This is a genomic window from Amycolatopsis pretoriensis (assembly GCF_900107925.1).
Lineage (GTDB): Bacteria > Actinomycetota > Actinomycetes > Mycobacteriales > Pseudonocardiaceae > Amycolatopsis > Amycolatopsis pretoriensis.
The window spans coordinates 19,248-39,871 of record NZ_FNUJ01000019.1; the positions used below are offsets into that span (position 1 = coordinate 19,248).

24 protein-coding genes are annotated in these 20,624 nt (G+C 73.5%); 14 read left to right on the forward strand and 10 right to left on the reverse strand.

Annotated features, from left to right (window positions below):
* Nucleotides 1-52: 52 nt before the first annotated feature.
* Nucleotides 53-721, reverse strand: a complete 669-nt coding sequence (locus BLV96_RS47270; protein WP_244180997.1) for an SGNH/GDSL hydrolase family protein — start codon at nt 719-721, stop codon at nt 53-55.
* 107 nt (nt 722-828) lie between these two features.
* On the opposite strand from BLV96_RS47270, the gene BLV96_RS47275 reads away from it, so the two are divergent.
* Both BLV96_RS47275 and BLV96_RS50430 read left to right on the forward strand, forming a co-directional pair.
* Nucleotides 829-1,188, forward strand: coding sequence for a hypothetical protein (locus tag BLV96_RS47275; protein WP_086675860.1), 360 nt, complete (start codon nt 829-831; stop codon nt 1,186-1,188).
* A gap of 37 nt (nt 1,189-1,225) precedes the next feature.
* Complete coding sequence (locus BLV96_RS50430) at nt 1,226-1,399, forward strand: hypothetical protein (protein ID WP_208608545.1); 174 nt, start codon at nt 1,226-1,228, stop codon at nt 1,397-1,399.
* Between the two features lie 4 nt (nt 1,400-1,403).
* Here BLV96_RS50430 and BLV96_RS47280 read toward each other — a convergent pair whose 3' ends face one another.
* Nucleotides 1,404-2,417: an SDR family oxidoreductase gene (locus BLV96_RS47280; RefSeq protein WP_086675861.1), complete on the reverse strand. Its 1,014-nt coding sequence runs from the start codon at nt 2,415-2,417 to the stop codon at nt 1,404-1,406.
* A 116-nt stretch (nt 2,418-2,533) separates the two neighbouring features.
* Between BLV96_RS47280 and BLV96_RS47285 the strand changes: the two genes are divergently transcribed.
* Nucleotides 2,534-3,073: a TetR/AcrR family transcriptional regulator gene (locus tag BLV96_RS47285; RefSeq protein ID WP_086675862.1), complete on the forward strand. Its 540-nt coding sequence runs from the start codon at nt 2,534-2,536 to the stop codon at nt 3,071-3,073.
* Here the strand turns inward: BLV96_RS47285 and BLV96_RS47290 are convergent.
* Complete coding sequence (locus tag BLV96_RS47290; RefSeq protein ID WP_086675863.1) at nt 3,039-3,674, reverse strand: hypothetical protein; 636 nt, start codon at nt 3,672-3,674, stop codon at nt 3,039-3,041. The genes BLV96_RS47285 and BLV96_RS47290 overlap by 35 nt on opposite strands.
* Before the next feature lie 84 nt (nt 3,675-3,758).
* On the opposite strand from BLV96_RS47290, the gene BLV96_RS49570 reads away from it, so the two are divergent.
* Genes BLV96_RS49570 through BLV96_RS47300 form a run of 3 tightly spaced genes read left to right on the forward strand, consistent with a single transcriptional unit; the run spans nt 3,759 to nt 5,718 of the window.
* Entirely contained in the window at nt 3,759-4,106 is a 348-nt protein-coding gene (locus BLV96_RS49570; protein WP_143051158.1) for a hypothetical protein, read from the forward strand.
* The gene (locus BLV96_RS47295; protein WP_086675864.1) at nt 4,034-4,942 is read left to right on the forward strand and encodes an ABC transporter ATP-binding protein; all 909 of its coding nucleotides are present in this window, start codon (nt 4,034-4,036) and stop codon (nt 4,940-4,942) included. Before BLV96_RS49570 ends, BLV96_RS47295 begins: the two co-directional genes overlap by 73 nt.
* Entirely contained in the window at nt 4,939-5,718 is a 780-nt protein-coding gene (locus BLV96_RS47300) for an ABC transporter permease (protein WP_086675865.1), read from the forward strand. Before BLV96_RS47295 ends, BLV96_RS47300 begins: the two co-directional genes overlap by 4 nt.
* Before the next feature lie 553 nt (nt 5,719-6,271).
* Here the strand turns inward: BLV96_RS47300 and BLV96_RS47305 are convergent.
* A complete protein-coding gene (locus tag BLV96_RS47305; RefSeq protein WP_086675866.1) occupies nt 6,272-6,988 on the reverse strand; it encodes a GntR family transcriptional regulator in 717 nt (238 codons plus the stop codon).
* A 96-nt stretch (nt 6,989-7,084) separates the two neighbouring features.
* Here BLV96_RS47305 and BLV96_RS47310 point away from each other — a divergent pair, with 96 nt between their 5' ends.
* The 6 genes from BLV96_RS47310 (at nt 7,085) to BLV96_RS47335 (ending at nt 13,631) form a co-directional block, all read left to right on the forward strand.
* Nucleotides 7,085-8,353 (forward strand): MFS transporter, encoded by a 1,269-nt coding sequence (locus BLV96_RS47310; RefSeq protein WP_086675867.1) that lies wholly within the window; start codon nt 7,085-7,087, stop codon nt 8,351-8,353.
* A gap of 126 nt (nt 8,354-8,479) precedes the next feature.
* Nucleotides 8,480-9,844, forward strand: coding sequence for an acyclic terpene utilization AtuA family protein (locus BLV96_RS47315; RefSeq protein WP_086675868.1), 1,365 nt, complete (start codon nt 8,480-8,482; stop codon nt 9,842-9,844).
* The gene (locus BLV96_RS47320) at nt 9,837-10,151 is read left to right on the forward strand and encodes a DUF4387 domain-containing protein (RefSeq protein ID WP_086675869.1); all 315 of its coding nucleotides are present in this window, start codon (nt 9,837-9,839) and stop codon (nt 10,149-10,151) included. Before BLV96_RS47315 ends, BLV96_RS47320 begins: the two co-directional genes overlap by 8 nt.
* A 170-nt stretch (nt 10,152-10,321) precedes the next feature.
* On the forward strand, nt 10,322-10,528 hold the full coding sequence (locus BLV96_RS47325) for a heavy-metal-associated domain-containing protein (protein WP_086675870.1): 207 nt from the start codon (nt 10,322-10,324) through the stop codon (nt 10,526-10,528).
* A gap of 29 nt (nt 10,529-10,557) precedes the next feature.
* Nucleotides 10,558-11,394 carry a YceI family protein gene (locus tag BLV96_RS47330; RefSeq protein WP_086675871.1) on the forward strand — a complete coding sequence of 279 codons (837 nt, stop codon included), beginning with the start codon at nt 10,558-10,560 and terminating at the stop codon, nt 11,392-11,394.
* Nucleotides 11,395-11,414: 20 nt separating this feature from the next.
* Nucleotides 11,415-13,631, forward strand: coding sequence for a heavy metal translocating P-type ATPase (locus BLV96_RS47335; RefSeq protein ID WP_086675872.1), 2,217 nt, complete (start codon nt 11,415-11,417; stop codon nt 13,629-13,631).
* 8 nt (nt 13,632-13,639) lie between these two features.
* On the opposite strand, the gene BLV96_RS47340 is transcribed toward BLV96_RS47335, so the two are convergent.
* Both BLV96_RS47340 and BLV96_RS50210 read right to left on the reverse strand, forming a co-directional pair.
* Complete coding sequence (locus BLV96_RS47340; protein ID WP_086675873.1) at nt 13,640-14,689, reverse strand: aldo/keto reductase; 1,050 nt, start codon at nt 14,687-14,689, stop codon at nt 13,640-13,642.
* Between the two features lie 88 nt (nt 14,690-14,777).
* Nucleotides 14,778-14,939 carry a hypothetical protein gene (locus BLV96_RS50210; protein ID WP_158104128.1) on the reverse strand — a complete coding sequence of 54 codons (162 nt, stop codon included), beginning with the start codon at nt 14,937-14,939 and terminating at the stop codon, nt 14,778-14,780.
* 165 nt (nt 14,940-15,104) lie between these two features.
* Here BLV96_RS50210 and BLV96_RS47345 point away from each other — a divergent pair, with 165 nt between their 5' ends.
* Both BLV96_RS47345 and BLV96_RS47350 read left to right on the forward strand, forming a co-directional pair.
* Nucleotides 15,105-15,956 (forward strand): phosphatase PAP2 family protein, encoded by an 852-nt coding sequence (locus BLV96_RS47345; protein ID WP_143051159.1) that lies wholly within the window; start codon nt 15,105-15,107, stop codon nt 15,954-15,956.
* Nucleotides 15,953-16,963 (forward strand): YdcF family protein, encoded by a 1,011-nt coding sequence (locus tag BLV96_RS47350; protein WP_086675875.1) that lies wholly within the window; start codon nt 15,953-15,955, stop codon nt 16,961-16,963. Before BLV96_RS47345 ends, BLV96_RS47350 begins: the two co-directional genes overlap by 4 nt.
* Here the strand turns inward: BLV96_RS47350 and BLV96_RS47355 are convergent.
* The 4 genes from BLV96_RS47355 to BLV96_RS47370 form a co-directional block, all read right to left on the reverse strand.
* Nucleotides 16,960-17,580 (reverse strand): hypothetical protein, encoded by a 621-nt coding sequence (locus BLV96_RS47355; RefSeq protein ID WP_086675876.1) that lies wholly within the window; start codon nt 17,578-17,580, stop codon nt 16,960-16,962. The genes BLV96_RS47350 and BLV96_RS47355 overlap by 4 nt on opposite strands.
* A 170-nt stretch (nt 17,581-17,750) precedes the next feature.
* Nucleotides 17,751-18,401 (reverse strand): response regulator transcription factor, encoded by a 651-nt coding sequence (locus tag BLV96_RS47360; RefSeq protein ID WP_208608546.1) that lies wholly within the window; start codon nt 18,399-18,401, stop codon nt 17,751-17,753.
* Nucleotides 18,386-19,492 (reverse strand): hypothetical protein, encoded by a 1,107-nt coding sequence (locus BLV96_RS47365; RefSeq protein ID WP_244180998.1) that lies wholly within the window; start codon nt 19,490-19,492, stop codon nt 18,386-18,388. Before BLV96_RS47365 ends, BLV96_RS47360 begins: the two co-directional genes overlap by 16 nt.
* Nucleotides 19,485-20,561 (reverse strand): sensor histidine kinase, encoded by a 1,077-nt coding sequence (locus tag BLV96_RS47370; RefSeq protein ID WP_086675877.1) that lies wholly within the window; start codon nt 20,559-20,561, stop codon nt 19,485-19,487. Before BLV96_RS47370 ends, BLV96_RS47365 begins: the two co-directional genes overlap by 8 nt.
* Between the last annotated feature and the right edge of the window lie 63 nt (nt 20,562-20,624).

Genomic DNA, 20,624 nt, shown 5'->3' on the forward strand with positions numbered 1-20,624 from the left:
CCTGTGCGGCTGCTTGGCTCGTCTGGCCCGGCGTGCGCCCACCCCTGCCGCGTCAGTCCCGGGAGTCGCCTTGTGTCACCGCGCGTACCGGGGGCTCGAACAACCCCGCGATGCGCGCGTAGCCGATCTCGTTCGGGTGGAACCAGTCGTCCGCGAGGGTCCCGCGGATCGGGCCCAGTGCCGGGCCGCGCAGGTCCGCCACCCGCACCCGGCCGTCCGCCGCCGCGGCGTCGATCAGTGCGTTGACCTCCCGGGCCGCCGCGTTGCGCCGCGGCAGCGTCGCCACCACCGAGCGGCCCGGCGGGAGCTCGTCGAGCAGCCGGGCGAACCGGTCCGCGACCCCGCGGCGGCGGGATCGGCTCAGCATGTCGTTGGCGCCCACCAGAACCGTCACCAGCGCGGGCCGCGCGGGCAGCCGGGGGAGCTGGTCCTCGAGGACGTCCGCGACCCGCGCGCCGGAAGCCGACAGGTTCAGCACCGCGAACGGCGCGCCGAGCCGGGCGTTCAGCTGCGGGACCCAGCCACCCGCGACCGTGCCGGCGCCGATGCCCTGCGTCATCGAGTCGCCGAGCGCCACCCACAAGGGCCGGTCCGAAGCCAGCGCCGCCCGGCCCGCTTCCTCCCACGCCCGCGCGAACGGTTCCTTCTGCGCCCGGACCCGGCCGATCCCGGGCAGCACCACGGCGGCGGCGTCGAGCACCCGGCCCGTCCACGTCGGCACACGCACCCCTCCTGTCCTGTTTTCCCCGGCATTCGGAGCCGGTCCCGCATCGGTTTGGCAGCGGTTCGACCGGGTAAGCGGAGACTCCACGAACGAAGGAGCAGCCGATGCCCGCGTTGACCCGCGTCCTCGGAGCGGTGACCGCCGCCTACAGCGTCACGATCATCGCCGCGCCGCGCGTGCTGGCCAAACCGTGCGGCTTGACGACCCCGGCCGGCGGGGTCACCGCCGCCGTTCGGACCTTGACCGCGGGCATCGGCGCCCGCGACGCGGCGATCGGCCTCGCGATGGTGTTCGCCCCGCCGGGGAAGCCCCTTCAGGTCGCACTGGCCGCCCGCGTGGCGTCCGACGCCGCGGACGCGGTCGTCTTCGGCACCAGCCTGCCCGACCGGTCGGCCCGCAAGAAGGTCGCCGCGTTCGCGACGACGTGGGCCGCGCTGTGCGCCGCCTCGGCACTTTTCCGGTGACCGGCTGGATCGCGACCGCACACCGGCGCTGTTCGCCGTGACGACGTCCGTGCTGAGCGGTGTCATCCTGGCCGTGCTCACCAAAGCGCTGCAGGCCGGGATCTCCGCCGAAGCCCGGACGTTGATCGACAGCGGAATCGGCCCGCTGCGGGCCACCGTCGTGCAGGACACCCGCCGCCTCGCCCTGGGCGCCGAGCTGTACGAGGCCTGACGGCTCAGGCGTCCAGTGCCAGCAGGCTTTCCGCGGTCTCGGCGATGGTGTCGGCGATCGGCCGCGGCGACCAGCCCAGCAGCCGCCGGGCCTTCTGCGCGGTGGCGTCGTAGTTCCGGCCCAGCTGCGGGCCGAGGACGCGCAGGTCGGGGTTGACGCGCGCGAGGGCCCGCGCGGTCCACACCGGCAGCTCGCGCGTGGGGACCTTCGCCGCGCGGTCGCCGAGGCGGTCGCGCAGGATCGCCGCGATCTCGCGCACCCACAGGCTGTGCCCCGAAATCGCCAGGAACCGCTCGCCCGCCGCGGCCGGGTCGGTCATCGCGCGCAGGTGCAGGTCCGCGACGTCGCGCACGTCCACGTACCCCATGCCGAACTTAGGCAGCGCGGGCATCTCCCCGTCCAGCATCCGCCGCACGAGGCCCAGCGACGGCGAGTAGTCCGGGCCGAGCACCGGCCCGAGCACGCCCACGGGGTTCACGACGGCCAGTTCGAGGCCCCCGTGCTCGGCGACGAACCGCCACGCGGCCTTTTCGGCCAGGGTCTTGGACTTCTGGTAGGGCGCGACCCCGGCGTCCACGTCAGTCCAGTCGTCCTCGGTGAACACCCGGGACTTCTCCGGGTGCCCCATCCCGATCGCGCCGAACGCCGAAGTCAGCACGACCCGCCGCACCCCGGCCTCGCGCGCGGCCCGCAGCACCCGCAGGACGCCGTCGCGGGCGGGCACGACCATTTCGTCGTCGTTCTTCGGCACGCTGGTGAGCGTCGGCGAAGCGACGTGCAGCACGTAATCGCAGCCGGCGACGGCCTCGCGCCAGCCCGCGTCCTGCTGCAGATCCGCTCGCAGCACCGTCAGTTTCGCGTCGGCGGGCGCGCCGCCGGTGTGCAGCATCGCCCGCACCGCGGGCTCCTTCTTCAGGTCGCGCACGGTGGTGCGGACCGTTTGGCCCTCGGCCAGCAGCGCGAGCACGCACCAGCTGCCGATGTAACCGGAGCCACCGGTGACGAGTACCTCGGCCATCGAAAACCTCGCAAAGTCGGGAGTGGGAACTGGCGTCGCGCGCGCCGCTCGCCTATGGTTCTGGAGACGTCTCCACATACGGTAGTGGAGACGTCTCCGGATAGCAAGGGAGGCTCATGGTCCGCTCGGACGCCCGGGAGAACCGGGCGCGCATCCTGCAGGTCGCGCGCGAGGCGTTCACCGGAGGGGAGGACGTCTCGATGAACCGGATCGCGCAGCTCGCCGGGGTGGGCCCCGGCACGCTGTACCGCAACTTCCCGACGCGCGAGGCGCTCGTGCTGGCCATCTACCAGCAGGAGGTCGACCGGCTCGTCGAGTCGGTCGAGGAGCTGCTCGCGAAGCGGCCCCCGCTGGAGGCGCTGCGGCAGTGGACCGTCGACCTGGTGGCCGCGATGCGGAAGAAGCACGGCCTCGGCGACGCGCTCAGCCCCGGCGCGCACCAGGCGGTCACCGAGCAGACCTACGGCCCGGTCATCGCGGCGATCACGCGCCTGCTCGACGCGGGCAAGGCCGACGGCACCATCCGCGCCGACGCCGATCCCCGTGACTTCCTGCAGCTCACGGCCGCGCTGTGGCGTGCCGCGTCCGGACCGGAGGACCGGTCGGGGTCGATGCTCGCGCTCATCCTGGACGGTTTGAGCGCCCATCGGCGGTGAGGGCGCGGCCCTCGGCGAAGAAGGCGGCGATGGCGGTGGCGCCGCCGAGCTCGGCCACCGGACGGGCGGCGCCGAAGGGCGCGTTCCAGAATTCGCCGTGCCGCGGGGTGAACGGGCCGACGTAGGCGTAGGGCTCGCCGAGGTGGCCGTCGCCGGGGGAGACGCCGTAGTTGACCTCGTCGAGGTCGATCGCGACGTCGAAGTGCTCCGGCCACAGGATCGGCGTCGCGTCCGGCGCGAACTCGCGCAGCGCGCGGTCGCCGTCGGCGAAGGCCCGCAGCAGCAGCTTCAGCGCGTTTGCGGCGAAGACGATCGTCTCGTCCGGCCGGATCCCGGGACCGCCGGAATAGACGCCCGCGGGTTCGCCCGCCTCGAGACCTGCTTCCGCCGCCACTTCGGCGTAGGTGCGCCCGGCGAGCCGCACCCGCGCGGCGCCGGCCAGGAGTTCGTCCCCTTCGACGCGCACCGCGGGCTCGGCGGCCGTCGCGAACCCGCCGTCGGCCACGGCCAGGTCGATGCGCCCGGTCGCGCGGTGCTGCGGGCCCGCGAGCAGCAGCTCGGCCACGCCGTGCAGTGACCGGCGCGTCGGTTCCCAGTCCATCCGAACTCCTCGTGTAACGCCCGGGAGGGTTCCGGGCACTGAGCCTGCCGTCACCGCAGTGTCCCCGAACCCAGGAGGCGTTACATGGCGGAGTGGCATCGGGTGGATCCCGCCGACGTGCCCGCGGACGGCCGGGTCCGCAGCGTCACCGTCGACGCCGCGCTCCTGCGCGACGCCCGGCGGCCGGTGTTCGTCGTGCGCCGCGGCGACTTCGTCGGCGGTCCGGGCGCGGCCTACGGTTTCGCGGCCGTCGCGGTGCTCATCGGCGGCTTGCTCGCCGTTTCCCGGCGTAGAATTCCCCGTGGAGTGCCGGGAAGCCTGGTCGGCGGCGATACAGCCGCGGGCGAAGGGGGCTTCCGATGGGCACCACGGCGGTCGAAACGACCCGGCTCACCAAGCGCTACCGCGACGTCACGGCCGTCGACGAGCTGACCCTGCGCGTGGCCCCGGGCGAGATCCACGCCTTGCTCGGACTCAACGGGGCCGGCAAGACCACCACGATCCGGCTGCTGCTGGGCATGATCCGCCCGACCGGCGGCGAGGTGCGGCTGCTCGGCACGCCGGTCCGGCCGGGCGCGCGGGCGGTGTGGTCGCGGGTGGGGTACCTGGTGGAGTCGCCGTCCGCCTACCCGGAGCTGACCGTCGCGGAAAACCTCGCCGTCGCCGCTCGCCTGCACGGCCTGCGCGAGCGGTCCGCAGTCACCGGCGCGATCGAGCGGCTGGGCCTCGGCCCCTACGCCGGCCGCCGGGCGCGCACGCTTTCCCTGGGCAACGCCCAGCGGCTCGGCCTGGCCAAGGCGCTGCTGCACCGGCCGGACCTGCTGATCCTGGACGAGCCCGCGAACGGCCTCGATCCCGCCGGGGTCGCCGAGATCCGGGCCCTGCTGCACGACCTCGCCCACCGCGACGGCGTCACCGTGCTGCTGTCCAGCCACCTCCTCGCCGAGGTGGCCCGGCTGGCCGGCCGCATCGGCGTGCTCGACCAGGGCCGGCTCGTCTGGACGGGCGCCACCGGCGAACTGACCGCGCGCGCCCGTCCCCGGCTGCACGTCACCACCCGCGATCTCGCCGCGGCCGCGGCCGCCCTGCTCGCCGCCGGCTACCGGCCCGAACTCGCCGGGGACGAGCTGCTGATGGCCGGTGAACAAGCCGTCACCCACCCCGAGGCCGTCGCCGAGGTGCTGGTGGAGTCGGGGTGCCCGCCGACGCGGCTCGCCGTCGAAGGGGACGATCTGGAGTCGTGCTTCCTGCGGCTGGTCGCGCCGTGAGGGCGGCGCTCTGGGCGGAGGCGCTCAAGGCCCGCCGCTCCCGTCTGCCCGGGGTCACCGTGCTGGCGTTCACCGTGTTGGTGGCCTTCGGCAGCCTGGTCATGTTCATCGTGCAGGACCCCGGCCGGGCCCGGTCGCTCGGACTGCTCGGCGCCAAGGGCGCCCTCGCCGGCGGCACCGCCGACTGGCCCGGGTTCTTCGCCCTGCTCGCCCAGGCGATGGCCATCGGCGGGTTCGTGATCTTCGGGCTGGTCGTGGTGTGGTGCTTCGGCCGCGAAGCCGGCCAGGGCACCGCCAAGGACCTCCTCGCGCTCCCCACTTCGCGCGCCGCGATCGTCGCCGCCAAGTTCGCCGTCGTCGCGGTGTGGAGCCTGCTGCTCGCGCTCTACACGTTCCTGCTCGGCCTGCCCGTCGGTGCCCTCGTGGGGCTGGCCGGCTGGTCGCTCCCCGGAGCGCTCGGCGGCCTGGGGACGCTGCTCGCGGCGGCCGCCTCGACCCTGCTGCTGACCACCCCGCTCGCCTTGGCCGCCAGCGCGGGCCGTGGCTACCTGCCCGGCTTCGCCGCCCTGCTCGTCGCGACGTTCCTCGCCCAGGTCCTCGCCCTGCTCGGCTACGGCGAGTTCTTCCCGTGGTCGGTGCCCGCGCTCGCCACCGGGCTGGCGGGACCCGGCCACGCGCCGCCGGGTGTGGTGGGCCACCTGCTGGTGGTCCTGACCGGCGCCGGCGGGGCGGTCGCGACCGGGGTGTGGTGGCACCGCGCGGATCACGACCGCTGAGGCCGGCCGTTCGCGAGCCGCGCCGGAAGGCCCGCGGCCAGGTGGTCGATCAGCGCGGCGACCCGGCGGGGCACGCGCAACACGATGCAGTCGTGGCCGGCCAGATCCTCGACCCGCTCCGGAGTGCCGTTTCGCTCCACATAGGACGGAGGTCTGTGGTGGGCGGTCGCTGCCGGGGCGCGGCTGCCCGGGATCGCGGGGGGTCGAGGGTCGCGAAAGTTGCATTGGGGACTTCCCGGGCCGGGAATGCGACTTTGGCGGCGTTGGGTGGTGGCGGGTTGGGAGGGGTGGGGGTCTGCGCTCGGCGATCGCGGAGCGGATCGCGACCCAGCTCCCCGGGGGTTGAAGGTCGCGAATGCCGCATTGGGGACTTCCCGGGCCGGGAATGCGACTTTGGCGGCGTTGGGTGGTGGCGGATCGGGAGGGGTGGGGGTCTGCGCTCGGCGATCGCGGAGCGGACCGCGACCCAGCTCGCCGGGGGTTGAGGGTCGCGAATGTCGCATTGGGGACTTCCGAGGCCGGGAATGCGACATTGGCGGCGTCGGGTGGCGGCTCAACCAGCCGATGGAGTGGGGCCGGCCAGCAAGTCCCCGAGCCCGCCCCGCGCGTCCGCCAGCACCAGCGCCTCCGCCGCCGCCGAATCACCGGCTCGCAGGGCGTGCACCAGCTGCCGGTGCGTCGTGTACCGGTCCAGCCCGAACGTCTCGTCCACTTCGACCCGCTCCAGCACCCGTGACCGCCGTTCCGGGGACGAGAACACCCTCGTCTGATCGAGCAGCCGCACCAGTACCGGGTTTCCCGCGCACGACTCGACCACGCCGTTGAACCGCTGCACCGCGTCGAACAGCCGGCCGACGTGCTTCGCGACCTCCTGGCCGGACTCGTGGCGCTGCTTGATGAGGATCAGCAGGTCGTCGGCCTCGTCGAGGATCGCGTCGAGCTGGTCCAGCTGCTCCCGCGTCGCGTGCCGCGCGGCGAAGCGGGCCACCATCCCGCGCAGGCCCACCTCGACCTCCGCGAGGTCCTGGACGGCGACGCCGCCGAACATCGCCACCTTCACCGTCCGCGGCCCCGCCCGTTCGAGGAGGCCGTCCTGCTCCAGGCGCCGGATGGCTTCGCGCACCGGCGTCGGGCTGACCGACAGCCGCTCGGCGAACCCGCGCTCGGTGACCTTCTGGCCCGGCCGCAGCTCGCCGGTGGTGATCGCGTCGCGCAGGGCCCGGTACACGCGGTCGGCCAGCGTGTCGGTCTGCAGTGCTTCGCCCAGCATGCCGCCCAGCCTACGGCAAAACTCTTTTGCAACTGTTGACCGTCTTGCTATAGCAAAAGTACGGTGGCGGCCACGACCAACGGAAGGGGGCCGACGATGACGTCGACCACCCCGCGCGTCCGGACCGGGCGCATCACGTTCTTCGTGGCCCTGGCCGTCTTCGCCCAGGAATCGACGTGGAACCTCTACGACTCGCAGGTGCCGCCGCTGCTGCGCGAGCACCTCGGCAGCGCCGCGCTCATCGGCGCGCTGATGGGCATGGACAACCTGCTCGGCATCTTCGTCCAGCCGTGGATGGGCAACCGCTCGGACGGCACGCGCACGGCGTGGGGCCGGCGCATCCCGTACCTCGTCGTCGGCATGCCCGTGGCGGCGCTGCTGTTCGTCCTGATCCCGCACGCCGCGGCCTCGCTGCCGCTGCTGATCCTCACGATGTTCGGCTACGCCCTGGTCGCGAACTCCTTCAAGCCGATCGCCGAGTCGCTGCTCCCGGACTTCATCGCCCCGGAACGGCGCAGCCGGGCCAACGCGGCGGTCAAGATCGCCTCCAGCATCACGGTGATCGTCGCCGCGCTGATCGGCCTCTTCCTCATCGACGGCTTCCCGAAGCTGTCGTTCGCGATCCCCGCCGTGCTGATGACCGGGTCGGTGGCCGTGCTCGCCTGGAAGGTGCGCGACAGCCGCTCGCCGGCCTACCGGGCCGCGCTCGAGGAGGACCGCGCCGAACCCGGCGAAGCTTCGCCACGGGTGCGGATGCGCGACGTCCTGCTCGACATCGTGCGCGACGCCGACCGCAGCCGGCTGCTGGTCATCGCCGCCGTGTTCGCCTTCGGCAGCGCGTGGTTCGCCTCGCGGTCGCTGATCACCAGCTACGGCATGGAAACCCTGGGGCTGTCCCGCGGCGACGCGGGCGGCCTGACCCTGCCCAGCGGCCTGGCCTTCATCGTGGCCGCCTACCCGGTCGCCCTGCTCGCCGAGCGCTTCGGGCGGCTGCGGGTGATCCTCATCGGGATGGCGGTGTTCGCCGCCGCGATGGTGCTGGGCACCGCGATCCCGACGCCGGCCGGCGTCGTCGTGGCGATGTGCGTGGCGGCCGCGGGCGCGGCGGCGTTCATGGTCAACACGGCGGTCGTGCTGTGGAACCTCGCCCCGTCGGCCCGCGTGCTCGGCACCTACTCCGGCCTCTACACGGTCGGCTGGTCGGGCGGCGGGTTCGCCGGCCCGGCGCTGGTCGGCGGCATGGTCGACGTGACCGGCTGGCGGTTCATGCTGCTCGACGTCGGGGTCGTGACGGCGGTCGCCGTGCTGCTGGTCGCCCGCGTCGCCGGGCTGCGGCGCCGCCGCCCCGACGGACGCGTCCGGTGACCCGCGCCCCGGCGAAATCGCGCGCGCGGCCCTGGACGTCGTGCGGGGAACCGCTGACGCGCCGGCCAGACCGCCGAAGCATGGCGGCCCGGGCCGATTCGTCGTGAACCGAGAGGAATGAGGACCATGGACACAGTGCGCGTGCTGGCGCCGAGCGGCATGCTCGGCGCCGGCTGGGACCACGCGACCGTCGAGCGCGGCATCGCCCTGGGCGCCGATGTCATCAGCGTCGACGGCGGCTCCACCGACTCCGGCCCGTACTACCTCGGCGCCGCGACCGCGAAGACGACCGCCAAAGCCGTGGCGCGCGACCTGCGCAGCCTCTTCATGGCCGCCGCCGGCGCGGGAATCCCGGTGGTGGTCGGGTCCTGCGGCACGAGTGGCACGGACACCGGCGTCGACTGGGTCGCCGGGATCGCCGCCGAGGTGCTCGCGGAAGAGGGCCTGGACCTGAAGGTCGCGCGGATCTACAGCGAGCAGGACGCCGCCGGCCTCAAGGAGTACCTGGACCGCGTCCACCCGTTGCCGCCCTTGGGAAACCTCGACGCCGAGACCCTCGAAAGCTGCACGCACATCGTCGGCGCCATGGGCCACGAGCCGATCGTCGAGGCACTGCGGGCGGGCGCCCGGGTCGTGCTCGCCGGCCGCGCGACCGACACCGCCGTCGCGGCCGCCTACCCGCTGATGATGGGGATGCCGGCCGGTCCGACCTGGCACGCCGCCAAGATCATCGAGTGCGGCGGCCAGTGCACGAGCAACCCGCGCGCCGGCGGCGTCCTGGCCACGATCGACACCGGCGGCTTCACCATCGAGCCGCTCGACCCGGCGTCGGCGTGCACGCCGATCTCGGTGGCCGCGCACATGCTCTACGAGACCGCGAACCCGCATCGGATGCGCGAACCCGACGGCACCCTCGACGTCCGCGACGCCGAGTACACCGCCGTCGACGACCGGATCGTCCGCGTCACGGGGTCGAAGTTCCACCACGCCGAGCAGCACACGATCAAGCTGGAAGGGGCGCGGGTCACCGGGTACGAAACGATGTCGTTCACGGCGATCCGGGACCCGCTGGTGCTCGCCGAGATCGACACCTGGGCGGAGCTGATGCGCACGCTGATCACCCAGCGCGTCGGCCAGACCCTCGGCCTCGCCGACGGCGAATACGCGTTCGACCTGCGCCTCTACGGCCACAACGCGGTGCTGGGCGAGCTGGAACCCGAAACCGGTCCGCCGCGCGAGGTGGGCGTGATGCTGCTGGTCAACGCCCCCGACCAGGCGACCGCGACGGCGGTGGCGAAGGTGGCGAACCCGCTGATGCTGCACCTGCCGACGCCGTCGATGGACTACCTGCCGAGCTTCGCGTTCGCGTCGTCGCCGGCGGAGGTGGAGCGCGGCGCGGCGTACGAGTTCGTGCTGAACCACGTCGTCGACTGCGCGCCGCTGGAGCTGTTCCGGACCGAGTTCGGTGTCGAAGGGAAAACCCGTGCCTGAAACGACGTTGGCGGACCTGGCCCACGAGGTCCGGTCGAAGAACGCGGGCCCGTTCTGGGTCACCATGGAGCTGTTCCTGCGCGACGCGGCCGGCTACCGCGTGGCGGCAGACGAGACCTTCTTGAACGAGCGGGTCATCGCCGAGCTGTACCGGGTCGAGGAGAGCACGATCCGGATCTTCCGGATCCCGTCGCTCAACGTCGTGAAGATCTCCTTCCCCCGCCCGGTCAGCCAGGGTTCGCTGCGGGACCGCGACATGCACGCGGGCCAGCACCACGTTCCCCTCGCGCGGCTCGTGGTGCCGTGAGCAGGTTCGTCACATCGGCGCCCGGATCCGGGGTGAGCGTGAACCGCCACGGCTGCTCGACCGGCGCGCCGAGGACGACGTTGCCGAGGCCGGCGAGCACCGGACTTGATACTGGTACCCCCTAGGGGTATGGTCGACCGGGTCGAGACAGCCCGCTTCCGGAGGACGCCATGAGCCAGACCACCTACACCGTCACCGGCATGACCTGCGGGCACTGCGTGAGCTCGGTCGGTGAAGAGGTCGGGGCGATCGACGGTGTCACCGACGTCGCCGTCGACCTGCCCACCGGGGCCGTCACCGTCACCAGTGCCGAGCCGGTCGACGACGCGCGCGTCCGCGCCGCCGTCGAAGAAGCCGGGTACACCCTCGCCGGCTGACCGGCGACCGGAACTTCGAGGGAACAGCCATGAACACCACAGCACGGCTCGCCGTGTTCGGCGGGGTGCTCGCCCTGCTCGCCGCCGGCGGATTCATCGTGGGCAAGGCGGCCAGGCCGGTCGCGGCCGCCACCGAGGAGCCCGCGCACGGCGGAGGCCACGTGGAAATGCCGGCCGCGGCCGAGCTCCCGGGCGGGCTCACGTCCAGTCAGGACGGTTACACCTTCGCCGACCCGGTCGCCGAAGCCGGGCGGTTCACCTTCCGCATCACCGGTCCGGACGGCGGCCCCGTCACCGCGTTCGACGTCGAGCACGAGAAGAAGCTGCACCTGATCGTCGTCCGCCGGGACACCGCGGGCTTCCAGCACGTCCACCCCGACCTGGCTCCGGACGGCACGTGGAGCGTCCCGCTGAGCCTCCCGGCCGCCGGCTCCTACCGCGCGTTCGCGGACTTCGCGCCCACCGGCGGGAAGCCGCTGACCCTCGGCGTCGACCTCTCGGTCGCGGGGGACTACCGGCCGGCGACCTTCGCGCCCAGCCGCGTCGCGACCGTCGACGGCTACCGCGTCGAACTCGCCGGGGACCTGACCGCGGGCAAGACGTCGCCCCTGACGCTGACCGTCAGCCACGACGGTGTCCCGGTCACCGACCTTCGGCCCTACCTCGGCGCCTACGGGCACCTGGTCGCGCTGCGCGGAGGCGACCTCGCCTACCTGCACGTCCACCCCGAAAGCAGCCCCGGCGCCGGACCCGAGGTGAAGTTCGCCGCCGAAGTCCCGAGCGCCGGGACGTACCGGCTGTTCCTCGACTTCCGCCACGGCGGGGTCGTGCGGACCGCCCCGTTCACCGTCACCGCCGGCCACTGACCGCGAAAGGAGAGCCGATCATGACCGAGATCGAACTCGCGATCGGTGGCATGACCTGCGCGTCGTGCGCCAACCGCATCGAGCGCAAGCTCACCAAGCTCGACGGCGTCACCGCTTCGGTCAACTACGCCACCGAAAAGGCGCGCGTGCACGCCCCCGACGGCGTCGACCCGGCCACGCTGGTGGCCGCGGTCGAAGCCGCCGGCTACCACGCGACGCTGCCCCGGCAGGAGCCGCCCGAGTCCGAAGTGGACGAAGAGGATCCGGCGCGGCCGTTGCGGCAGCGGCTGATCACCAGCGCGGTCCTCGCGGTGCCGGTGATCCTCCTGGCCATGGTGCCGGCGCTGCAGTTCACCTACTGGCAGTGGATTTCGCTGACGCTGGCCGCGCCGGTCGTCACCTGGGGCGCGTGGCCGTTCCACCGGGCCGCGTGGACGAACCTGCGCCACGGCGCCGCGACCATGGACACGCTCGTGTCGATGGGCGTGCTGGCCGCGTTCGCCTGGTCGGTGTGGGCGCTGCTCTTCGGCACGGCCGGGGAGCCGGGGATGGTGCACCCGTTCGAGCTGACGGTCGCGCCCTCGGAGGGCGCCGGCGACATCTACCTCGAGGTCGCCGCGGGCGTCACCACGTTCATCCTGGCCGGCCGCTACTTCGAGGCCCGGTCCAAGCGCCGCGCCGGGGCCGCGCTGCGGGCGTTGCTGGAGCTGGGCGCGAAGGAGGTCGCCGTGCTGCGCGGCGGCGCCGAGGTCCGCATCCCGGCCGCGGAACTGGCGGTGGGCGACCGGTTCGTCGTGCGGCCCGGCGAGAAGATCGCCACCGACGGCGTGGTCGAGGAAGGCCGGTCCGCGGTCGACGCGTCGATGCTCACCGGCGAATCGGTGCCCGTCGAGGTCGGCGAGGGTGACGCGGTGACCGGGGCGACGGTCAACGCGGGCGGCCGGCTGGTCGTGCGGGCCACCCGCGTCGGGGCGGACACGCAGCTGGCGCGGATGGCCAAGCTGGTCGAAGACGCCCAGAGCGGCAAGGCCGACGTGCAGCGCCTGGCCGACCGCGTGTCCGGGGTGTTCGTGCCGATCGTGATCGGGCTGGCCGTGGCGACGCTGGGCTTCTGGCTCGGCAGCGGCGCCGGCGCGGCGGCCGCGTTCACCGCCGCCGTCGCCGTGCTGATCATCGCCTGCCCGTGCGCGCTCGGCCTGGCGACGCCGACGGCGCTGCTCGTCGGCACCGGCCGCGGCGCCCAGCTCGGGATCCTGATCAAGGGTCCGGAGGTGCTGGAGTCCACCCGCCGCGTCGACACCGTGGTGCTGGACAAGACCGGCACGGTCACCGCCGGCCGGATGACGCTCACCGCCGTGCACGCGGGCGAGGGCGTCGACGAGACCGAGCTGCTGCGGCTGGCCGGCGCCCTGGCAGACGCGTCGGAACACCCGATCGCGGCGGCCATCGCCCGCGGTGCCCGGGACCGCGTCGAGCTGCCGGCCGTCGAAGACTTCCAGAACGTGGAAGGCCTTGGTGTGCAAGGGATCGTCGACGGACACGCCGTCCTCATCGGACGCACCGCGCTGCTGGAGGACTGGAGCCGGCCGCTGCCCGCCGACTTGGCCGAGGCGAAAGCCGCGGCGGAGGAACGCGGCCACACGGCGGTCGCGGTGGCCTGGGACGGCGCGGCCCGCGGTGTCCTGGTGGTCGCCGACACGGTCAAGCCGACGTCGGCCGAGGCGATCACCCAGCTGCGGGCCCTGGGCCTGACCCCCGTGCTGCTGACCGGCGACAACGAGGCCGTCGCCCGGGCGGTGGCCGCCGAGGTCGGGATCGAAGAGGTGATCGCCGAGGTGCTGCCCGCGGACAAGCTCGACGTCGTCAAGCGGCTGCAGGACGAAGGCAAGGTCGTCGCGATGGCCGGCGACGGCGTCAACGACGCGCCGGCGCTGGCCCAGGCCGATCTCGGGCTGGCCATGGGCACCGGCACGGACGTCGCGATCGAGGCGAGCGACCTCACCCTCGTCCGCGGCGACCTGCGCGCGGTGGCCGACGCGATCCGGCTGTCCCGCCGGACGCTGCGCACGATCAAGGGCAACCTGTTCTGGGCGTTCGCCTACAACCTGGCGGCGCTGCCGCTGGCCGCGGCCGGGCTGCTGAACCCGATGATCGCGGGCGCGGCGATGGCGTTCAGCTCGGTGTTCGTGGTCGGCAACAGCCTGCGGCTACGCGGTTTCCGCGGCGGCGCGGCCTGACCGGTGCGCTACTTCAGGGCCATGCCGGGGACGCGGGCCCGGATCGCGTCCAGTTCGGCCTCGTCGGAGACGCCCTGCCAGTCGTGACGCGGGGTGTAGGGCGTCTCCAGCGCGCGGACTTCGTCGTCGGTGAGCTCGACGTCCAGCGACGCGACGGCGTCGTCGATCTGCCGGATCGTGCCGGCGCCGACCAGGGGAGCGGTCACCACGGCCTGGCGGCGCAGCCAGGCCAGGGCGATCTGGGCGCGGCTCACGCCGTGCGCCTCGGCGACCTTCCCGACGGCCTCGGTGATCGCGCGGTTCGACGCCTCTTCGGTGGGGGAGTAGAGCAGGTCGGCGTAGGCGCCGTCGGTCTCGGCGCGGGCGGTGGACTTCGCGTCGTCCCACGCGCGGGCCAGGCGGCCGCGGGCGAGCGGGCTCCAGATGATCGTGCCGACGCCTTCGTCGAGGCACAGCGGGATCATTTCGCGTTCTTCCTCGCGGTGCAGCAGGTTGTAGTGGTCCTGCATGGACGCGAACCGCGCCCAGCCGTGCTCGCGTTGCAGGTGCAGCGCTTTCGCGAATTCCCACGCGTGCATCGAGGACGCGCCCAGGTACCGCACCTTGCCGGCCTTCACCAGATCGCTGAGCGCCTCGAGGGTTTCTTCCAGCGGGGTGGCGTGGTCGTTGCGGTGCACCTGGTAGAGGTCGATGTAGTCGGTGCCGAGCCGGCGCAGCGAGTGGTCGACCTCGGTCATGATCGCCTTGCGCGACAGGCCTTTCCCGTTGGGGCCGGGGCGCATCGGGTGACGCAGCTTGGTGGCGATGACGACGGCGTCGCGGTCGGCGAAGTCCTTCAGCGCGCGGCCGAGGATCTCCTCGCTCGAGCCGAGGGAGTACATGTTCGCGGTGTCGAAGAAGGTGATGCCCGCCTCGAGGGCGTGCTTGATCAGCGGCCGGGCGTCTTCTTCCCCGAGGGACCAGACGGGGTGGCCGCGGTCGGGTTCGCCGTAGGTCATCGCGCCGATCGCGATGGGCGAGACGTCGAGGCCGGTGGTGCCGAGTTTCACGTAGTGCATGGGGTCTCCCTGACAGGGGCAGATGCGGAGAGGTCTCCGGATGTGTCACCGACGATAGTGGAGACGTCTCCACTTGTCAAAGGAGCGGTCAGCGGTCCGAGGCGGGTGGGGGCCCGGCCGGCCGATCCCGGTTGAGGTGCTCGGCGATGGCGCGCTGGTGGGCGACGATCCGTTCGTGCAGGTCGCGCAACGCGAGTTCGTCTTCGTCCGGACGGCTTTCCGGGGCGGGGGACTCCCTGTCGTCCGCCACCGGCACCTCCCGTGAGCCCGGCCGCCGGACGCGGCCCGAGACTTGCGGAGCACAATACTTGCAGGGACGAACGGTCGTGCCGGTGGCGGGTTCGTGAACCCTGGGTGTGCGATCGTACGCGGTGAGTGACTACCCTGGCGGGAGTAGCGTCCGTAGGAGGTCCGGTTGGTTCCCGCCCGTCGCTGGCTGGTGGTCGCGGTCGTGTGCGCCGTTGCCGTCGTCGCCGTCTACCTCCTCGCCGTGTGGACGGTTCCGGGGCAGGAACTGGAAAACGCGGCGCTGCGCGGGGCCGACCAGGCCGCCGCGCGCGACCAGGCCGTCGCCGACGAGAGCCTGAGCCGGATCACCCTCTACTCGCTCGGGGCGGCGGTCGTGCTCGTCGGGCTGGTCGGCCTGCTGCGCCGGCGGGTCGCCCTGGCGGTCGCGGCCGTCGGGGTGATCGTCGCCGGCCAGGTCGTGACGCAGGTGCTCAAGCGGTTCGTGCTGCCCCGGCCGCCGCTGGTCGAGGTGACCGGGCACTACGCCGGCAACAGCCTGCCGAGCGGGCACACGACGATCGCGATGACCGTGCTCTTCGCCGCGTTGCTCGTCGCCCCTTACCGCTGGCGTGGCACGACGCTGTTCTTCGCGCTCTCGTGGGCGGTCGGCATCGGCGCGTACACCGTGACGGCGAAGTGGCACCGCCTGTCCGACACCCTGGCCGCGGACGCGATCGCCCTCGGGCTCGCCTGCCTGGCGTCGTGGTGGCTCGCCCGCCGCGGCGCCGTGCGCCGGCACGACGGGCCGCGCCGGATCCCGCGGGTGCTCGTGGTGACCGTCGCCGCGCTGGGCGGTGCGGTGTTCCTGGCGCTCGGCACCGTCCTCATCGGAGCGTCGCTGGCCGGCGGCGGCTACGCGGACACGGTGCGGGACAACACCTGGGTCGTCTACCTGGCCGCGAACTCGTTCGCGTCGTCCGGATCCATCGCCGCCGCGCTGGTGTTCCTGGCGACCTGGCGCCGGCTGGAGACGGTGTGAACCCCGCGCTGCTCCCGCTCGCCGCGGCCGTCTTCTGCTTCGCCGTCTTCCTGGTCAGCTTCCTGCTCGACCGCCGCAAGCTGCGCAACGGCTTCTACCTGTTCTTCGCGCTCGCCTTCTTCGGGCTGACGTTGCTGGCCCTGCTGGCGTCGGTTTCCCCGGACGCCGCGGCGCTCGTGGCGTTCGGGGTGATCCTGCTGGTTCCGCTGACCGTCGTGGTGCTCGCGGTCTTCCTGATCGGCAACGGCGTGACGATGCTGCGCCGCGAAGGCCGCCGCCCGGCGAACCTGCTGTCCCTGGCCGCCGGCGTCGGCATCGTGGCGCTGATCGTCTTCGACTTCGTCGTCGGGCAGCTCGGCTGGCCGCCCCTGGAAGCGGTGCGCGACAGCGTCAACGGGATCGTCGCGTACCTGGCGTTCCTCTTTGTGTGCTTCCTGCTGTACTCGTTCGTCTACGGCCGGGTCCGCAGCCGCCGCCCGCTCGACTTCGTCGTGGTCCTCGGCTCCGGCCTGCTCGGCGGGAAGACCGTTCCGCCGCTGCTGGCCGGCCGGCTCGAGCGCGGCCGCCGGGTGCTGGCCGCCGAGGACCGCAAAGGCCGCTCGCCGCTGCTGATCACCTCCGGCGGCCAGGGTCCGGGCGAGGCCGTGCCGGAGGCCCGCGCGATGGCGGACTACCTCGTCGAGCGCGGCGTCGCCCGCGAGCGGATCCTGCTGGAGGACCGGTCGCGGACGACGCGGGAGAACCTGACCTACAGCGTGGCCGTCATGGACGAGCGCAAGCCCCGCTCCCGCTGCGTCGTCGTGACGAACAACTTCCACGTCCTGCGGGCGGCCCTGCTCGCCCGCAAGGTCAAGGTGAACGGCCAGGTGATCGGCGCGCCGACGGCGTGGTACTTCTGGCCGAGCGCGACCCTGCGGGAGTTCGCGGCCATCGTCGTGGACCACCGGGTCCTGAACGGGACCGTCGGCGCGGCGATCGTCCTGGCGAGCGTGCTGAAAGCGGTCTAGTTCTTCCAGACCACCGGGGACTTGTCGTAGCCGTCGCCCTTGTCGAACGTCGCGGCCTCGACCGCCGCGCCTTCGCGGGCGCCCTGCAGCGTGCACGTCTCGAACTTCGCGCCCGCCGCCGTGAAGTCCTTGCCCGCAGTGCCCGACTTGCACTGGTCGGTGCTGCCGGTGATGATCACGCCCGTCGAGCGGCCGTCGGAACCGAGGGCGCGCAGCGAAATCGAGGAGTACGCCAGGTCGGCGCCGTCGACGTTCTCGACCGTCGCCCGCAGGTAGTACGGCGTGATGCCCTTCGCCTTGTCTCCGTACTTCGCGAGGTCGGCGTTGGCGCCCTTCTCGATCGCGGTCACGGTGATCGCGATCGTGCCGGACTTGGTCGTGCCGTACTTGAACGGGACCACCGCGCGCTCGCCGAGCTTCAGTTCCGTGCCGGGCTTCGTGACGTCGCCCACCGGGGCCGCCGCGGCCGTCGACGACTCGGGGGCGGCGGAGGCCGGCGCGCTCGGCGCGCCGGTCGGGGCGGCGGGCGCGGCCTGGCCGGACTCTTCGCCGCACGCGGACAGCAGGAGCGCGGTGGCGCAGGCGGCGAGCAGGGCGGTGGTGCGGACGTGCTTCATGGATCTCCTCGGACAGCCCGCCGGACGGGTTCCGGCCGGGCGGAGCCGAGCGCCGCGGCCGCCCCCAGGACGGTCGCGGCGGCCGGTACGGGGCGCCCTCGCGGCTCCGTCGGCCGGACGCTAACCCGGGCGCGCCGCCGGTGGTGTGGGCCGTTCGCACCACACCGAGGTCACAGATCGTCGACGCCGATCAGGCCGTCCTGGATGGCCCGGGCGACGAGCGCGGCCTTGGTCGGCGCTTCGCGGCCGATGCGCGCGTACTTGACCCGGATCCGCTCGAGGTGGGAGTTCACCGTGCTGGGCGAGATCCCCAGCCGGTGCGCGACGAACTCCTTCGACTCCGACTGGAACCACTCGACGAGCACCTCGGCCTCCCGGGCCGAGAGCGCGGGCCGCGTCTCCGACCGGTCCCCGGCGAGCGCCCCGGCCAGCGACGGCGGCGTGTAGGGCCGGTCCTGCGCCGCGGCCCGCGCCGCCTCGACCAGGTGCCCGGCGCCCTCGGCCTTCGTCAGGTAGGTGAGCGCGCCCAGTTCGAGGCACTGCAGGGCGACGTCGTCGTCCGCGCGCATCGAGTAGACGACCACCCGGCGCCCGGCCTCGGCCAGCCGCCGCAGGTCGCCGAACGCGGGCGCGGGGCCGCCCAGGTGCAGGTCGAAGATCACCACGTCGGCGGCCGCGCCCGCGCCGAGCCAGGCGACCTTGACGTCCTCGCCCTCGGCGACGACGTCGATCGGCGGGTCGCCGGCCGCCAGCCAGTACGCCACGCCGGCACGCACCGCCGGGTGGTCGTCGACCACCACCGCCGTCACTCGGGTCGCCACCGCGCCTCCATCCAGGTCTGCCCGTCCCGGGACTGGGACGTGACACCGACCGCCGCCGATCCGGTGACTTCGGCCGCACCGTCGGCGAAGACGGCGACGCGCACCAGCTCGGGCGTCCGCAGCACGCTCACGCGCGCCCGGGTGCGGGCGGCGGCGAGCGCGGTGAACACGGGCGCGGCCAGCTCGCGGCGGACCTCGGCCGGGACGTCGACGACGTCCCCGCTGACCGCGAGGGTCACGGCGACCCCGCGCCGCTCGGCGACGTCCAGGCCGGCGCTGACCTCGTGCACCAGCGGATCGGGGACGTCGTCGTTCTCGGCGAAGAGGCGCCGCAGCTGCGCGGCGGCGAGCGCGCACCGGGCGCGGGCGTCGGCGGTGCCGGGGTCGACGGTCCCGTCGGCGAGCCCGGCGAGCAGCGGCAGGGTCGCCCCGAGTTGTTCGGCGAACCCGGCCCGCAGATCCCGCCCGGCCTGCGCGGCGAGAGCGGCCCGGGTGGCGAGCCGTTCCCGTTCGGCGGCGGCCGCGGCGGCGTCGGAGGCCCGGCGGTCGAGCAGCCGGATCAGCCCGATGATGGCGAGCTGGAAGGTGGTGACGGCGAACAGCACGATGGCGGCGTCGCCGAGTTCGGTGCGGGTGGGGGTCCCGTCGAGCAGGAACTGGACGACGCTCGCGCCGACGTGCAGGCCGAGCGCGGCGAGCAGGGCGGGGGTGCGGTCGGCGAGCAGGACGAGCAGGTGCCACCCGACGAGCCCGAAGGACCAGTGCGGTTCGCGGAAGAAGGAGTCGGCCGGGAGCGCGCCGGTGGCGGCGGCGGAGGCGACGAGGACGCCGGCGGTTCCGGCCATCGCGACGGCCGTGGGGAGCGGCTTGCGGCGGAGGATCCAGAACGCGCAGAGGCCGAGGACGGCGGCGAGGAACCCGTAGGCGAGGTCGGGCGCGAGCGGTGGGCGGTAGGCGGCCTGGTGGCGGAGGAGGGGAGGGAGGCTGAGGCCGAGCTGGATGGTGCCGGTGACGCCGAGCAGGACGATCCGGATGGCCGCGGCGAGCCGGATGGCGGGATCGGCGGCGGGCGATGTCACTGGCTCAACCACGCGCCCACCGCAACGTCACCGTCGTCCCCTCTCCCGGGGCCGATCGGACCTCCGCCGTCCCGCCGGCCGCGCTCATCCGTTCCACCACCGATCCCCGTACCCCGCGTCGCGCCGGTGGTACGCGATCGACGTCGAAGCCCGCCCCCGCGTCCGTGATCGTCACCGCCACCCCGGCCGGCACCGGGAACAACCGCACCGAGACCGCGTCCGCGCCCGAATGCCGTTCCGCGTTGCGCAACGCCTCCTCTGCCGCGCGCACCAGCGCCACCGCCGCGGCCGCCGGGACCAGCGGCACCGGCTCCCACACCGCCGTCACCGGCAGGACCCGGCCGGTCAGCACCCGCCGCAGCCCCGCCTCCACGTCGACCGGCGTATCACCCGACCGGTCCGGGGACGTCAAGATCGCCAGGTCGCGAGCCGCGTACGCCGCCACCGAAGCCCGGTCGGCCGTGGCCACCGCCAGGAACGTCGCCGATGCCGTGTCGTGCAGCAACGCCAGGTACTCGCGTTCACGCCGGCGCCGATCCCGGTCCAGCGCCGTCGCCTGCTCCAGGGCCGCCTGCTCCGCGCGCACCGCGTCCGTGCGGGCCGTCGAGCGGACCAGCAGCACGAACGCCACCCGGGCCAGGACGCTCTCCACCACCACCCGCAACGCCACCGGCAGCCAGTCGCCGCCGCCGAACGCCGTCCCGAGCGCCAGCAGCGCCACCAGCACGGGGCCGGTCAGCCGCGGCGAACGCTCCCACTGCCACGTGATCGCGGTGATCGTCAGGACGTTCACCGCCCACAGGCTCGCCTCGCCCGGCACGGACGTGATCCACGGCTGGCACGCCCCCACCGCGCCGGCCCGCAGCACCGCCGGCACGAAAGACCCGGTGAAGACGTCGGCCGCGGCCGTCAGCAGGCTCAGCGCGAGCAGGCCGAACGCCAGTGGCAGCGCGTCCCCGGGCGTGGCCAGGACGCCGAAGACACCGACGACCGTCGTCGCCACCGCTCGCGCGGGCCCCGCGAAGCGGGTGACCGACGCCCGGAACTGCGCCTCGACCGGCCCCGGCGCGCTGGCGGTCATCACCCTCCCGGGCACTGCGGAAATCGGACGTACTGTTTCTACCAGGCGCCGTACAACGCGTGA

Coding starts and splice junctions, on each gene's coding strand:
- BLV96_RS47275 (WP_086675860.1), top strand. CDS start 829: ATGCCCGCGTTGACCCGCGTCCTCGGAGCGGTGACCGCCGCCTACAGC.
- BLV96_RS47280 (WP_086675861.1), bottom strand. CDS start 2,417: ATGGCCGAGGTACTCGTCACCGGTGGCTCCGGTTACATCGGCAGCTGG.
- BLV96_RS47285 (WP_086675862.1), top strand. CDS start 2,534: ATGGTCCGCTCGGACGCCCGGGAGAACCGGGCGCGCATCCTGCAGGTC.
- BLV96_RS47290 (WP_086675863.1), bottom strand. CDS start 3,674: ATGGACTGGGAACCGACGCGCCGGTCACTGCACGGCGTGGCCGAGCTG.
- BLV96_RS49570 (WP_143051158.1), top strand. CDS start 3,759: ATGGCGGAGTGGCATCGGGTGGATCCCGCCGACGTGCCCGCGGACGGC.
- BLV96_RS47295 (WP_086675864.1), top strand. CDS start 4,034: ATGGGCACCACGGCGGTCGAAACGACCCGGCTCACCAAGCGCTACCGC.
- BLV96_RS47305 (WP_086675866.1), bottom strand. CDS start 6,988: ATGCTGGGCGAAGCACTGCAGACCGACACGCTGGCCGACCGCGTGTAC.
- BLV96_RS47310 (WP_086675867.1), top strand. CDS start 7,085: ATGACGTCGACCACCCCGCGCGTCCGGACCGGGCGCATCACGTTCTTC.
- BLV96_RS47315 (WP_086675868.1), top strand. CDS start 8,480: ATGGACACAGTGCGCGTGCTGGCGCCGAGCGGCATGCTCGGCGCCGGC.
- BLV96_RS47325 (WP_086675870.1), top strand. CDS start 10,322: ATGAGCCAGACCACCTACACCGTCACCGGCATGACCTGCGGGCACTGC.
- BLV96_RS47330 (WP_086675871.1), top strand. CDS start 10,558: ATGAACACCACAGCACGGCTCGCCGTGTTCGGCGGGGTGCTCGCCCTG.
- BLV96_RS47335 (WP_086675872.1), top strand. CDS start 11,415: ATGACCGAGATCGAACTCGCGATCGGTGGCATGACCTGCGCGTCGTGC.
- BLV96_RS47340 (WP_086675873.1), bottom strand. CDS start 14,689: ATGCACTACGTGAAACTCGGCACCACCGGCCTCGACGTCTCGCCCATC.
- BLV96_RS47355 (WP_086675876.1), bottom strand. CDS start 17,580: ATGAAGCACGTCCGCACCACCGCCCTGCTCGCCGCCTGCGCCACCGCG.
- BLV96_RS47370 (WP_086675877.1), bottom strand. CDS start 20,561: ATGACCGCCAGCGCGCCGGGGCCGGTCGAGGCGCAGTTCCGGGCGTCG.